General features: G+C 50.9%; 12 protein-coding genes. 4 read left to right on the top strand and 8 right to left on the bottom strand.

Annotation, left to right across the window (positions count from 1 at the left end):
- Positions 1-136: 136 nt before the first annotated feature.
- Together FA92_RS09155 and FA92_RS09160 are read right to left on the bottom strand one after the other, a co-directional pair.
- Entirely contained in the window at positions 137-1,762 is a 1,626-nt protein-coding gene (locus FA92_RS09155; protein WP_033784595.1) for an ABC transporter substrate-binding protein, read from the bottom strand.
- A 581-nt stretch (positions 1,763-2,343) separates the two neighbouring features.
- Positions 2,344-2,991 (bottom strand): YchE family NAAT transporter, encoded by a 648-nt coding sequence (locus FA92_RS09160; RefSeq protein ID WP_033783264.1) that lies wholly within the window; start codon positions 2,989-2,991, stop codon positions 2,344-2,346.
- Positions 2,992-3,450: 459 nt separating this feature from the next.
- On the opposite strand from FA92_RS09160, the gene adhE reads away from it, so the two are divergent.
- A complete protein-coding gene (adhE, locus tag FA92_RS09165) occupies positions 3,451-6,138 on the top strand; it encodes a bifunctional acetaldehyde-CoA/alcohol dehydrogenase (RefSeq protein ID WP_013358047.1) in 2,688 nt (895 codons plus the stop codon).
- 68 nt (positions 6,139-6,206) lie between these two features.
- Here adhE and tdk read toward each other — a convergent pair whose 3' ends face one another.
- Complete coding sequence (gene tdk, locus FA92_RS09170; protein ID WP_033783265.1) at positions 6,207-6,827, bottom strand: thymidine kinase; 621 nt, start codon at positions 6,825-6,827, stop codon at positions 6,207-6,209.
- Between the two features lie 408 nt (positions 6,828-7,235).
- Here tdk and hns point away from each other — a divergent pair, with 408 nt between their 5' ends.
- Positions 7,236-7,646, top strand: a complete 411-nt coding sequence (gene hns / locus FA92_RS09175; RefSeq protein WP_013358049.1) for a histone-like nucleoid-structuring protein H-NS — start codon at positions 7,236-7,238, stop codon at positions 7,644-7,646.
- Positions 7,647-7,722: 76 nt separating this feature from the next.
- Here the strand turns inward: hns and FA92_RS09180 are convergent, their stop codons facing one another.
- The 5 genes from FA92_RS09180 to rssA form a co-directional block, all read right to left on the bottom strand.
- Positions 7,723-8,730 (bottom strand): NAD-dependent epimerase, encoded by a 1,008-nt coding sequence (locus tag FA92_RS09180; protein WP_013358050.1) that lies wholly within the window; start codon positions 8,728-8,730, stop codon positions 7,723-7,725.
- Positions 8,731-8,744: 14 nt separating this feature from the next.
- A complete protein-coding gene (locus FA92_RS09185; protein ID WP_013358051.1) occupies positions 8,745-10,085 on the bottom strand; it encodes a UDP-glucose/GDP-mannose dehydrogenase family protein in 1,341 nt (446 codons plus the stop codon).
- A 22-nt stretch (positions 10,086-10,107) separates the two neighbouring features.
- The gene (gene galU, locus FA92_RS09190; RefSeq protein WP_013358052.1) at positions 10,108-11,016 is read right to left on the bottom strand and encodes a UTP--glucose-1-phosphate uridylyltransferase GalU; all 909 of its coding nucleotides are present in this window, start codon (positions 11,014-11,016) and stop codon (positions 10,108-10,110) included.
- 193 nt (positions 11,017-11,209) lie between these two features.
- Positions 11,210-12,226, bottom strand: coding sequence for a two-component system response regulator RssB (gene rssB, locus FA92_RS09195; protein WP_013358053.1), 1,017 nt, complete (start codon positions 12,224-12,226; stop codon positions 11,210-11,212).
- A 99-nt stretch (positions 12,227-12,325) separates the two neighbouring features.
- On the bottom strand, positions 12,326-13,231 hold the full coding sequence (gene rssA / locus FA92_RS09200; RefSeq protein WP_013358054.1) for a patatin-like phospholipase RssA: 906 nt from the start codon (positions 13,229-13,231) through the stop codon (positions 12,326-12,328).
- A 96-nt stretch (positions 13,232-13,327) separates the two neighbouring features.
- Between rssA and FA92_RS22575 the strand changes: the two genes are divergently transcribed.
- Positions 13,328-13,783 carry a YchJ family protein gene (locus FA92_RS22575; protein WP_072008961.1) on the top strand — a complete coding sequence of 152 codons (456 nt, stop codon included), beginning with the start codon at positions 13,328-13,330 and terminating at the stop codon, positions 13,781-13,783.
- Between the two features lie 56 nt (positions 13,784-13,839).
- Positions 13,840-14,688 carry a formyltetrahydrofolate deformylase gene (gene purU, locus FA92_RS09210; RefSeq protein ID WP_003852258.1) on the top strand — a complete coding sequence of 283 codons (849 nt, stop codon included), beginning with the start codon at positions 13,840-13,842 and terminating at the stop codon, positions 14,686-14,688.
- The last annotated feature ends 74 nt before the right edge of the window (positions 14,689-14,762 follow it).

Raw genomic sequence — 14,762 nt, forward strand, 5'->3', positions numbered from 1 at the left:
TTATCGTCACCGTGGCGATGCTCTGCCCCGGCGTCCCCCGTCTCCGGGCTCCCTGGCTTGTTCCCAGGGAGATTGACCCCAAAATGGTCTGTACGCTGATGCGTGTCCCGACTGTCTCGCCGAAGCGGCGATCAGATCAGTGTTGTTTGATGAAATAGTACTTCAGGTCTGTCATGTCCTGCGGGTCTTTGCCCGTAAAGCCGCCAACCCAGGGCTTTACCAGGCGCACACTTACGCGGTAGTAAACTGGCACAATTGGTGAGTCTTTGTCGAGTTGTGTTTCAGCCTGCTGATACAGGCCGGCGCGCTGCGCCTCGCTGCCCGCCGTCAGCGTTTCCGCCATTAAACGATCAAAGGTCGCGCTGCTGTAAAATGCGGTGTTGATCGAGGCGTTACTGATCAACATGTTCAGGAAGGTGGAGGGCTCGTTGTAATCGGCACACCAGGTGGCACGGACCACGTCATACTGAGCCTGATGACGGGTCTCCAGCATGGTTTTCCACTCCTGATTCTGCAGCGTCACTTTCGCGCCCAGGTTTTTCTGCCACATCGACGCGGCCGCAATTGCCTGGCGTTTGTTCTGATCAGAGGTGTTATAGAGCAACGTAAAGGTCAGCGGATGGCCGGCATCAAAACCGGCCTCGGCCAGCAGCTTCTTCGCGGCTTCATTACGCTGCGCCTGCGTCCAGGTGAACCAGGCGGGTGGATTCAGCTTAATACCCGCCGTGAAAGGCGGCGTCAGGCTGTAGGCCGGAATCTGCCCCTGGGCCATAATCTTATTGGCAATCACCTCGCGATCGAGCGTCATTTTCAGCGCAGCACGCACCCGTGCATCGGTGAACGGCGCTTTTTTGTTGTTAATTTCGTAATAGAAGGTGCAGAGCAGCGGGCTGACCTTTACTTCATCGCCCAGCTCTTTGCGCAGCTTGCCAAACATCTCCGGCGGCACCGCACTATTGGTAATGTCCGTTCCGCCGCTGCGGTAGCGATTGATATCACTGTTTTCAGAGGCGATCGGCAGGAAGGTCCCCTGCTCAATCACCGTATGCGCATTATCCCAGTAATGGGGATTACGCTTCACGACGATTTTTTCATTCACCACCCAGTCGCTCAGCGTATAGGCACCGTTACCGATGTAGTGATCGGGACGGGTCCAGGCGTCGCCCCACTGCTTAATGGCTGGCGCATAAACCGGTTTCATCGCCGTATGCGCTAACATCGCCACCAGATAAGGCACCGGTTCACTCAGCGTAATCTGCAGGCGATGGGCATCCAGCGCTTTCACGCCCAGCTGGTCGGGTGATGCTTTACCGGCAAGGATGGCATCGATACTGGCAAAATGAGCGGCCTGTGGATAGCTGGAGTAAGGCGACGCCGTTTTCGGGTCTACCAGACGACGCCAGCTATAGACGAAATCAGCGGCAGTTACCGGTTCACCATTGCTCCACTTCGCATCGTCCCGCAGAGTAAAAATCCAGACTGTGGGTTGTGGATTTTCCCAGCTTTTGGCGACGCCCGGCACAACCTGACCAAAGTTATCGGTGTTTACCAGGCCATCCAGCAGGTTATGAATAACATTGGATTCCGGCACGCCTTCGGTTTTATGCGGATCCAGTGAGGAGACTTCGCTTCCGTTATTGATCACTATTTGCTGTTGCGTTGCCAGAACCATTCCAGGCGGAACCGTGGCGGCGTAAGCCGGAGAAAAAGCCGTGAACAAAAAGAGTGCGATTGCTGACCGCTGTTGTTGCAAGTTTTTCATCCCAATCATGCGAAACGCCAACCTTTAATTAAGTATCCCGATAGGCTTAAGCAAAAAGCGTTCTCACTTTGGACTTTCGGAGAAAAAAATTACGCTGGGCCAAAAATTATCAGAAGCCGCGAAGGGGCGCCAAAGCAAAATAGCTAAAATGTTAACTAATTCTCTTTTATCATGAGATGTCAGGCAGCGAAAGTGTTAATTTTCGTCCTGAAAATATTATATCGATATGAAAAATAGGCTATTTAGCTGGAAACCTGCTTCCAGGGCGTTATGGAGCCACAAAAAGCGTCTGTTTTGGTATTTGTATTGATAAAAACGGCAAGGACGTGATGAAATTCAGGCTGAGTATTGAAGCATGGGGATTTATCGGGTTAAGTGGAAATCAGATAGCAGATTGTCGTGTGAAAATAGTGACATTATTTTGCAAAAAAAAGTCTGTGAGCAACCCCGCAGTAACGGAATTTATAATCGTCTGTTTTTATTAAGCAGGATGAATAACTGCATTGTTATGGTGCAATAAAACGCTTTACTGCACCACTTCAGGTCACCCTTTCGCTTCGCTGCATGAAATAAGTGAGTATTTAGTTCAGTAAGCCGGGGAAAATCGACTTCAAACCGGTTACGACAAATTCAATGCCCAGCGCCATCAGTAACAGACCCATAATTCGGGTAATGACGTTAATACCGGTTTGCCCAAGAATCCGCACCATTAATGGCGCAGCCCGGAACAACAGCCAGCAGCAGAACGCAAAAATGGCAATCGCCAGCGTGAATCCCAGCAGATTTATCCAGCTGTGGTAGCGGGTACTCCAGACGATGGTCGAGCTGATGGCCCCTGGTCCCGCCATCAGTGGTAATGCCAGAGGTACTACACCCACGCTTTCACGAATCGCGGTTTCTGACTTCTCCTGTTTATTCTGCTTATCCTCGCCCAGCTTGCCGCTGATCATCGACATCGCAATGGTGACAACCAGAATGCCGCCCGCAATGCGGAACGAGTCAATCGAAATGCCAAACACACGCAAAATCGCATCGCCGAGGAAAAGTGACGTCCAGAGAATAATGGCAACGGCCAGATTAGCCGTAAGGTTGGTTTTGTTACGCTCCGCCACCCCCTGATAACGCGTCATGCTGATGAACACCGGAATAATGCCTACCGGATTGACCAGCGCAAAGAGCCCGACAAAAAATTTTATATAGCCTGATAGATCTAACAGCGCTGGATTCACAACATTACTCCGTACCACAGGGGGAAAACGCGCCTAATGTATGTGAAAACGTGCAGAGACGCCAGATGTGCGCCTGGCTATTTATCCTGATGAACAGCAAAGCATTTAGCGCTTTCCGCCAGAGATTAAAAAGTGGCTGGATTTAGCCACTATCATAAGGGCTAAGCGCAGGAGCAGACCGGCTTAACAGAAAAGCAGTAAAAAGGGGTGCTGAAAGGTGTCAGCTTGCGCTTAAATTGATCTGCATCAAAATTGACCTACCCCAAACCAGGTAATCTTTTCTTAACGGAAGTATAAGCGTCAGCGTAAGAAAGCGCGTTAACGCCAGCAAAAGACTCGTTCAGTAAACAGTTGAAAATCCACGCGTTACCTGCCAGCCAGTCACGTTATTTCAGCATGACTATACTCAGGACGCAGGATTGTTTACTAAAAAAGTTTAACTTCCTTCAGGAGAACACCATGGCCGTAACCAATGTCGCTGAACTCAATGCACTGGTCGAACGTGTAAAAAAAGCCCAGCGTGAATATGCCAACTTTTCTCAACAACAGGTCGACGCCATCTTCCGTGCCGCCGCCCTTGCCGCCGCAGACGCCCGAATCCCGCTAGCTAAGATGGCCGTTGCCGAATCCGGTATGGGCATCGTCGAAGACAAAGTCATTAAAAACCACTTTGCTTCTGAGTATATCTACAACGCCTATAAAGATGAAAAGACCTGTGGCGTGTTGGCCACTGATGATACGTTCGGTACTATTACCATCGCCGAGCCGATTGGCCTGATTTGCGGTATCGTCCCGACCACCAACCCAACCTCAACCGCCATCTTCAAAGCGTTAATCAGTCTTAAAACGCGTAACGGCATTATCTTTTCGCCCCACCCACGCGCCAAAGACGCAACAAACAAAGCTGCCGATATCGTCTTACAGGCCGCCATTGCTGCCGGTGCGCCTAAAGACATTATCGGCTGGATCGATGCCCCGTCTGTTGAGCTGTCAAACCAGCTGATGCATCACCCTGACATCAACCTGATTCTCGCCACCGGCGGTCCGGGCATGGTGAAAGCGGCATACAGCTCCGGTAAACCGGCGATTGGTGTCGGTGCCGGTAACACGCCGGTAGTGATCGATGAAACTGCCGATGTGAAACGTGCCGTTGCCTCCATTCTGATGTCGAAAACCTTTGATAACGGGGTGATCTGCGCCTCTGAACAATCTGTCATTGTGGTTGATTCAGTTTATGACGCCGTGCGTGAACGTTTCGCCAGCCATGGCGGCTACATGCTGCAGGGTGCTGAACTGAGCGCTGTACAGAATATCATCCTGAAAAACGGCGGCCTGAATGCGGCCATCGTGGGTCAGCCTGCCTTCAAAATTGCAGAGATGGCGGGTCTCAGCGTGCCACCGAGCACTAAGATCCTGATTGGTGAGGTAAAACTGGTGGATGAGTCTGAGCCATTCGCCCACGAAAAACTCTCACCTACCCTCGCGATGTATCGGGCAAAAGATTTCCAGGATGCCGTAGATAAAGCGGAGAAACTGGTCGCCATGGGCGGTATCGGTCACACCTCCTGTCTTTACACCGACCAGGATAACCAGACTGAGCGCGTGCACTACTTCGGCGACAAAATGAAAACCGCGCGTATTCTGATCAATACCCCTGCCTCTCAGGGCGGTATCGGTGACCTCTACAACTTTAAACTGGCACCGTCTCTGACGCTGGGTTGTGGTTCCTGGGGCGGTAACTCTATTTCAGAGAACGTCGGTCCAAAACACCTGATCAATACCAAAACTGTCGCCAAGCGAGCTGAGAATATGTTGTGGCATAAACTTCCTAAATCCATCTACTTCCGTCGGGGTTCACTGCCAATTGCGTTGGAAGAGGTGGCAACGGACGGCGCGAAACGTGCCTTTATCGTCACTGACCGCTTCCTGTTCAATAACGGTTATGCTGACCAGGTGACCCGCGTGCTGAAATCACACGGCATCGAGACTGAAGTATTCTTCGAAGTTGAAGCTGACCCAACGCTGAGCATCGTACGCAAAGGTGCAGAGCAGATGAACAGCTTTAAACCTGACGTCATCATTGCGCTGGGCGGCGGTTCCCCAATGGATGCCGCGAAAATCATGTGGGTGATGTACGAACATCCGGAAACCCACTTCGAAGAGCTGGCATTACGTTTCATGGACATCCGTAAACGTATCTACAAGTTCCCGAAAATGGGCGTCAAAGCACGCATGGTTGCCATTACGACAACCTCAGGTACCGGTTCAGAAGTCACACCGTTCGCTGTGGTAACCGATGATGCGACCGGTCAGAAATATCCTCTGGCTGACTATGCATTGACGCCGGATATGGCGATTGTTGATGCCAACCTGGTGATGGATATGCCGCGTTCACTCTGCGCCTTCGGTGGTCTGGATGCGGTAACCCACGCGCTGGAAGCCTATGTTTCCGTGCTGGCAAATGAATACTCTGATGGTCAGGCGCTGCAGGCACTGAAACTGCTGAAAGAGAACCTGCCGGCCAGCTATGCCGAAGGTGCTAAAAACCCGGTGGCGCGTGAACGCGTTCACAATGCCGCGACTATCGCCGGTATTGCGTTTGCCAACGCCTTCCTCGGGGTCTGTCACTCAATGGCACACAAACTGGGTTCAGAGTTCCATATCCCACACGGTCTGGCGAATGCCCTGTTAATCTCGAACGTTATCCGCTACAACGCGAATGACAACCCGACCAAACAGACCGCGTTCAGCCAGTATGATCGTCCACAGGCGCGCCGTCGTTACGCTGAGATTGCTGACCACTTAGGTCTGAGCGCACCGGGCGACCGCACCGCGCAGAAAATTGAGAAGCTACTGGCATGGCTGGACGAGATCAAAACTGAACTCGGTATTCCGACCTCAATCCGCGAAGCCGGTGTGCAGGAAGCGGACTTCCTGGCGAAAGTCGACAAACTGGCCGATGATGCGTTCGATGACCAGTGTACTGGCGCGAACCCACGCTATCCGCTGATTGCTGAGCTGAAACAGATTATGCTCGATACCTACTACGGACGTGAATTTGTCGAACCGTTCTCAAGTGTCGCCGAAGCCGTAGCTGAGCAGCCGGTAAAAGGCGTGAAAGTTGATAAGAAAGTGAAAAAAGTCTGATAGACCGCTTCTGACTATGTGATAAAAAAACCCGCCTCGGCGGGTTTTTTATTGCCTGAATGACGCGGTTAATTCAGCGGAGTCTGTGCGCCGTGAATCGCCTGTAACGATCCCTGCTCTATCGCCTGTTTATAATGCTTACGGCAGACAGAGATATAGCGTTCATTACCGCCAATGACCACCTGCTCGCCTTCACTGAAAGGTTTACCTTCGCTATCCAGTCGCAGCACCATGCTCGCCTTGCGGCCACAGTGACAAATGGTTTTCAGTTCAACCAGCTTATCTGCCCATGCCAGCAGATACTGACTGCCCACAAACAGCTCACCACGAAAATCGGTTCTCAGGCCATAGCAGAGCACCGGAATATCCAGATCGTCTACGACATCAGAGAGCGCTTTAACCTGCTCCCGGGTCAGAAACTGACTCTCATCAACCAGCACGCAGTGGATTGGCTGCGCAGCATGTTCGGCGGCAATGTCGCTGTAGAGTGCGGTTTCAGCATTGTAGAGCATGGCCGGCGACGAGAGTCCGATACGGGAACTCACCTGCCCGGCACCGAACCGGTTATCGATCTCAGCGGTATAGACCAGCGAACGCATGCCGCGCTCCTGATAGTTATAGGAGGATTGCAGCAGTGCCGTCGATTTCCCTGCATTCATAGCAGAGTAATAAAAATAGAGTTGAGCCATAGGAGCGTATCTTCATCAGGACTTAACGGAATGGCGCGCATATTATCACAAAGTGCAGGTAATACGTTGCGCTGTAGCGGTAATTAAAGCGTAACGGCTGAGTGATTATTCCACTTCGTGCTTCACAGGGTGCCGGTTATGTACACTTCACACTGGATAAGTTTTGCTTATTTTACCCGCAACAAAAGGAATGACATTTTTGTTACCAGGCTAAATACATTAAATTTATTGCATATCAGACCCGCGGAAACTATTTTTTATTTGCCATTACCGTGGAATTTTGAGGGTGATTATTTTAATTACTCTGGCAATTATCGTTCTGAATATTTTTTTAAGATTGAAGTTATTTAATGTCACCACTACTATTAGCGGGCAACACAACTTTTCCCTTATTCAGAGACCAGGACAATGAGCGAAGCACTAAAAGTTCTTAATAATATCCGTACGCTGCGCGCCCAGGCCAGAGAGTATTCCGTCGAAACACTGGAAGAGATGCTGGAAAAACTGGACGTGGTGGTAAAAGAACGCCGCGAAGAAGAGTCACATTTTCAGGCAGAAAATGAAGAACGCACCCGTAAGCTTAATCAGTATCGTGAAATGCTGCTGGCGGATGGAATCGACCCGAATGAACTGATTAACACGCTGAACGCCGCTCCCCGCGCTGCGGCAAAAGGTAAACGCTCAGTGCGTCCGGCCAAATATGGTTATACCGATGAAAAAGGCGAATCCAGAACCTGGACAGGTCAGGGACGGACTCCGGCCGTGATTAAAAAGGCGCTTGAAGAACAGGGTAAATCACTGGACGATTTTTTACTGTAATGCATACGGCTTCGCCGCTTAAGCGTTAGCCTGATAACCAATAAAAAAGGAAGCCGAAGCTTCCTTTTTCTGTTAATCAGACGCGGTAGAAATCGCGATACCAGTCAACGAAGTTTTTAACGCCCTCTTCGACCCCGGTCTGCGGTTTAAAACCAATAGCCTTATACAGCGCTTCGGTATCCGCACTGGTTTCCAGTACGTCGCCGGGCTGCATTGGCATCAGATTCTTCTTCGCCGTAATCCCCAGGGCTTTCTCAATCGCTTCGATATAGTTCATCAACGTAACCGGCTGACTGTTACCAATATTGTAAACCCGATAAGGCGCAGAGCTGGTTGCGGGTGAACCGGTTTCAACGGTCCAGTTATCATCCTGTTGCGGAATAACATCCTGCAGGCGGACAATCGCTTCAGCAATATCGTCAATATAGGTAAAGTCGCGTTTCATCTGGCCCTGGTTATAAACATCTATCGCTTCACCCGCAATCATTGCCCGGGTGAACTTAAAGAGTGCCATATCGGGACGGCCCCATGGACCGTAAACGGTAAAGAAGCGCAGTCCGGTCGTCGGCAACTGATAAAGATGTGAGTAAGTGTGCGACATTAACTCATTAGCTTTTTTGGTCGCCGCATATAAAGAAACCGGGTGATCAACGCTGTCTTCGGTTGAGAACGGCATTTTGCGATTCAGGCCATAAACTGAACTTGATGAAGCGTAGAGCAGATGTTCAATTTTATGATGACGGCAGCCTTCAAGAATATTGAGGTGACCGATCAGATTTGAGTCTGCGTAGGCATGGGGGTTTTCAATGGAGTACCTGACGCCAGCCTGAGCGCCAAGGTGAATAACGCGCTGGAATGTGTGCTGGTCGAACAGTGACGCAATTGCGTCACGGTCCGCCAGATCCATCTCAATAAATGTAAAACCGGAATCAGCTTTAATTAAATCGAGACGGGCATGCTTGAGATTTACGTCGTAATAATCATTCAGGTTGTCGATACCGACAACCTGGTGACCGGCGGCCAGCAGACGCTGACTGACATGAAAACCAATAAAGCCTGCGGCGCCGGTGACCAGAAAGTTCATAAATCCCTCGTTAATTATGCAGTTTGAATAGACGCTCCGCGGCCGATTGCATAATAAACGAAACCGCGTTTGCTGATACGCTCTGGATCATACAGGTTACGACCATCAAAAATCACGGCTTCTTTCAGTGCATTTTTGATAACGTCGAAGTCAGGCGCACGGAAGTTTTGCCACTCCGTACAGATGACCAGACCGTCTGCGCCCTGCAGTGCGGCTTCTTTGGTACCCATCAGCTTCAGATCGCTGCGGTGACCATAGATGCGCTGCGCTTCATCCATCGCTTCAGGGTCAAACGCCTGAACAGATGCGCCTGCTTCCCACAGCGTTTCCATCAGCACACGGCTGGAGGCTTCACGCATGTCGTCAGTGTTCGGCTTGAATGACAGGCCCCAGAGTGCAAACGTTTTACCTTTCAGATCGTCACCAAAATGACGCTTAATGAAGGTAGGCAGCTTGTTTTTCTGGTTGTCATTCACATCTTCCACCGCCTGCAACAGACGTGGCTGATAGCCAATGGACTCTGCGGTACGGATTAACGCCTGCACATCTTTCGGGAAGCAGGAGCCGCCGTAGCCACAGCCAGGATAGATAAAGTGGTAGCCAATGCGGGGATCAGAACCGATACCCTGGCGTACTTTCTCAATATCCGCGCCTAAACGTTCAGCCAGGTTAGACATCTCGTTCATAAAGCTGATTTTGGTTGCCAGCATGCAGTTTGCGGCATACTTGGTCAGCTCTGCGCTGCGGATATCCATCATGATCATGCGATCGTGGTTACGGTTAAACGGCTCATAGAGCTCGCGTAACAGTTCGACCACGTCGTCGTTGTCAGTACCGACAACAATACGCTCCGGACGCATACAGTCATTAACTGCTGCACCCTCTTTCAGGAATTCCGGATTTGAAACCACATCGAAGGTGATGTTGGCGTCACGCGCTTTCAGCGCTTCCGTCATTACTGCACGAACTTTGTCTGCTGTGCCAACCGGAACGGTTGATTTGTCGATAACCACTTTGTGATCGTTCATATGCTGCGCAATGGTGCGCGCTACGGCGGTCACATATTTCAGATCGGCAGAGCCGTCTTCGTCCGGTGGTGTACCAACTGCAATAAACTGCATAACACCATGGTTTACGCCCAGCTCAGCATCAGTGCTGAACTTCAGACGACCCGCTTCGTAATTGGACATTACCAGCGGCGTTAAACCTGGTTCGAAAATAGGAATGATGCCTTTTTTCAGATTTTCGACTTTATTAGCGTCGACATCAATGCAGAGAACGTCATGTCCGACTTCGGCTAACACCGCAGCCTGAACCAGACCGACATAGCCGATACCAAATACAGTGACTTTCATCGAGTTATCCTGTGTTTATGAATTACTTTTTGTTGCCAACTGCGCCATCGAGCCATTCAGAGAAATCTTTGCCCAATACCGGATGACGAACACCGTACTCAACGAAAGCCTGCATGTAGCCCAGCTTGTTACCACAGTCATGGCTCACGCCTTTCAGGTGATAAGCTTCGACAGTCTCTTTTTCCATCAGCATAGCAATGGAGTCAGTCAGCTGAACTTCGCCGCCTGCACCTGGAGGCGTTTTCGCCAGCAGTGGCCAGATATCTGAAGACAGCACATAACGACCTACAACGGCCAGGTTTGATGGTGATTCTGACGCTTTAGGCTTCTCAACCACACCGACCATAGGTGCGCTGTCGCCTGGGTTCAGTTCTGCGCCCTGGCAATCAACAACACCGTACGCGGTAACATCGGCAACCGGCTCAACCATGATCTGGCTGCGGCCAGACTCTTCATAACGGCTCAGCATCTCTGCCAGGTTATCTTTGGTTGGGTTGGATTCATATTCGTCGATGATGACGTCTGGCAGGATGACCGCAAATGGCTCATCACCGATCAGCGGGTGCGCACACATCACAGCGTGACCCAGACCTTTAGCGATGCCCTGACGGACCTGCATGATGGTAACATGTGGCGGGCAGATAGACTGGATTTCATCCAGCAGCTGACGCTTAACGCGTTTTTCCAGCATTGATTCCAGTTCGAAGCTGGTATCAAAGTGGTTTTCGATGGCATTTTTTGATGAATGCGTAACCAGCACAATTTCGTTGATGCCAGCAGCGATACACTCGTTAACGACATACTGGATTAACGGCTTATCAACCAGCGGTAACATCTCTTTTGGAATCGCTTTGGTAGCCGGGAGCATACGCGTACCCAAACCCGCTACCGGGATTACCGCTTTTTTTACTTTGGTATTATTGGCAGACATTAAGATACCTCTCTCATAGGCCGTTCAAGTTAATACTTGATATGTCGGTTTAAAATCGGAAATGAGTATATCAGTTAGTATCGAACGGATTTATCCTGGAAGGGACCAAACCGTCGAAATTAAGACTATTACCCAACTGTAAAGCTAAACTCTGGCCCTGAGATCAGCACCAGAATCTCACTGTTTTTTGCACTTATTCTTCCGTGGACAGCATCAGCCGGATACGACCGCCCGCGCCCCAGACGTGGCACTGCCAGTTGTCTGCGCGCTGACTGATTTGATTAAGATGGGTGCTGCCCATAGTGCCAAGCGGGACACCATTACTGAGCTGAATCTGATGGGCATGAACATGAAGCGTGGCGTTTAATCCGGCCGAAACCAGAATCAGATTTTTTAAACCGCGATGATAGTAACCCACCAGCAGCGGGAACTGACCGCTCAGGTTCGCCTGGCGCAGCAGCAGATTGACTTGTCTGAGTAGTCCATTCAGCTCCGGCAGACGCTGTTTTTGGCCCGTAAGCTGCTCCTGCAGCAGGCCATTAAACAGTGCACGCAGTAATAGCGCCGCCAGCACGCCGTTATCACCGGCGCGCGTCACGTCGAGACAGTAGAACGCCAGATCTTTATCGGAGAGTGCCGCGATATCAAGTACCAGCCCAGGCTGCTCGGCCATCGTCAGCTGACGATAGTTAATCCGGCAGTTAGCAATGGTCTGTTGCACTGGCGGCTGGAGTTGCTTGAGCAGCTTGGCGGCTGCTTTTGGATCGCGAACCAGCGCATCCCAGTCCTGGAAAAGCTGCTCATCCTCTTCCACCTTTGAGGTGAACATTGAGGGATAAAGGCACTCATAAACCGCTTCACGGAAGCGTTCGAAGTTTTTGAGTGGCTTAAGCAGCACATCCTGCACCCCAAGACGCAGTACGTGGGCGATATCGGACATATTTTCAGTGGCCGAGATGATCAGAATCGGCACGACATTGCCACGGGTACGAATATGCTCAACGAACTGGATGCCACTCATACGGGGCATTTCCAGATCGCAGATAATCAGGTCGACAGTATGCTGTTGTAGTTGTGCAATTGCTTCCAGACCATCTTCCGCTTGTAACGTCACAGCACCCATCGATAACAAAAATTGGTCCAGCAACGAACGGAAAACAGCCTCATCTTCGACAATGAGTATCTTTTTGCCGAGTAGTGGTTTTTCCATTCTTTCCCCCTGCGTACCAGATAATTCAATAGTGGTTCATAAAACGCAGTTGCGCCTTTCAGAATTGCCCGAAGTCACCGTTTTGAATGAACAACCTGATTATCTGCCACGGACCAGTGGTAATAGTTCATCCATTTTCTTCTCTACGGCGGCCCTGCCTGCCTCAATGGCCTCTTCAGCACGATGAAAGTCCAGCGTCGAAATTTGCGGACAGACCGGCTGTATCAAAACATCGGGCGGATCGCCTGCCATACGGTTTCGCTTAAGGCGATTCTCCAGCACCTGGATAGAGGTAGACATAATCTCCATCGCGCCAGGTGACTGAGATGCACGGCGCTGAGTGAAATTCACCAGGCGCTGTCGCAACTTTCCACTCCAACTCAATGCCGCTGCGGCGGCTTCTTCTTCACTGTTCTGAGGTGTAACGGAAAAGAGATCCTGCTGCATTAAATGTGCGTCATGCTGTAAGTCAACGGCGATAACAATGTCTGCCCCCAGGGCACGCGTCAGTGAAATCGGCACCGGGTTCACGACGGCGCCATCCACCAGCCAATACCCATTGTAGCCCACCGGCGGTAATAAACCTGGCATACTGCAGGATGCGCGTACCGCCTGATGAAGATCGCCTTCAGTCAGCCAGAGCTCACGCCCCGTACTCAGGTTGGTCGCCACCACGCCGAAGGGTTTATTACAGTGCTCTATCGCATCATTCGGGATCAACTGACGGACATGGCTGAATACCCGCTCGCCGCGTAATAGCCCGCCACGCTGCCATGAGACATCCATCAGGCGAATTACATCCCAGTAGCGAAATGCGCTCACCCATTTCTGCATCAGCGGCAGACGGTTATTCACATAGGCAGACCCGACCAGTGCGCCGACTGAGCAGCCTGCAACAACGTCGATCTCAATGCCCGCACGTTCCAGCGCGTTAATCACGCCAATATGCGCCCATCCCTTGGCCGCTCCAGACCCCAGAGCCAATCCAATTTTTACCTTTCTCATTTGTATCTGGTCCTGCCGTCAATACGTAGCGTCACAACGTGGGGTCAGCTAACATAGCGCGCTTGTGAAAACGACTCATCATTCCCGGGAGACAATGTGTCAGAAACCTGCCCATGTTGTAGCGGAGAGCAGTATAGCGTATGTTGCGGGCCCTTTCTGCAGGGTAACCAGATTCCTGTTACAGCTGAACAACTTATGCGATCCCGTTATTGCGCCTATGTTCAGCATAATGCGGACTATCTGGTTGCAACCTGGCATCCTGAGAAACGCCATCCGGCGCTGTCGGGGCTTTTATCTGAAAGTTTTCCAGGCACCGAATGGCTTAGCCTGAATGTAACCCGTTGTAATCATGGAAGCCATGAGAACGAAGCTTTCGTTACCTTTTTTGCGCGATACCGCGAGAAAACCAACATTCATACCATTCATGAGTGTTCACGCTTTCTTCGCGAGGATCAACGCTGGTACTATGTTGACGGAACAAAACCGCCCGTGGGGCGTAACGATCCCTGCCCGTGCGGCAGTGGCAAAAAATACAAAAAATGTTGTGGTTAAGCTGACGGCTACCCCAGCGGTTTACACCCTAATGCTTTGACAGGACTCTGATTGAGATGCAAGCGCAAACCATGCAAAGAAAAGTTTTACGAACCATTTGTCCCGATGCAAAAGGTCTGATCGCCAAAATCACCAATATTTGTTACAAGCACGAACTTAATATTGTGCAGAACAATGAGTTTGTTGATCATCGCACCGGGCGTTTTTTCATGCGCACCGAGCTGGAAGGGATTTTTAACGACAATACCCTGCTCGCCGATCTCGACAGCGCCCTGCCGCAGGGTTCCGTGCGGGAACTTCACAGTGCCGGTCGCCGTCGCGTGGTGATTCTGGTGACTAAAGAGGCACACTGCTTGGGCGATCTGTTAATGAAGAGCGCATTTGGCGGCCTGGATATGGAAATTGCAGCGGTAGTGGGTAACCACGACACCCTGCGTTCACTGGTTGAGCGTTTCGATATTCCGTTTGTGCTGGTGAGTCATGAGGGGCTGACGCGTGAAGAGCACGATAACCGCATGGTAGAAGAGATTGACCGCTATCAGCCCGATTACGTGGTGCTGGCAAAATATATGCGCGTTCTGACGCCCGCTTTCGTGCAGCGTTATCCGAACCAGATTATCAATATTCATCACTCCTTCCTGCCCGCCTTTATCGGAGCCCGCCCTTACCATCAGGCTTATGAGCGTGGCGTGAAAATCATCGGTGCTACCGCGCACTACGTGAATGACAATCTCGATGAAGGTCCAATCATCATGCAGGATGTGATTAACGTCGATCACAGCTACACCGCGGATGAGATGATGCGTGCCGGTCGCGACGTAGAAAAGAATGTCCTGAGTAACGCTCTGTACAAAGTACTGGGACAACGCGTGTTCGTTTACGGTAACCGTACGATTATTCTTTAATCAGCCAGGGCGCTGAATTGTCTGCAGATTCAGCGCTACGTGTAAAAAGTGGGCAAACAGTTGCGGTTTTGCCA

The sequence above is a fragment of the Pantoea sp. 9140 genome, assembly GCF_000745295.1.
Classification (GTDB): Bacteria; Pseudomonadota; Gammaproteobacteria; order Enterobacterales; family Enterobacteriaceae; genus Pantoea; species Pantoea vagans.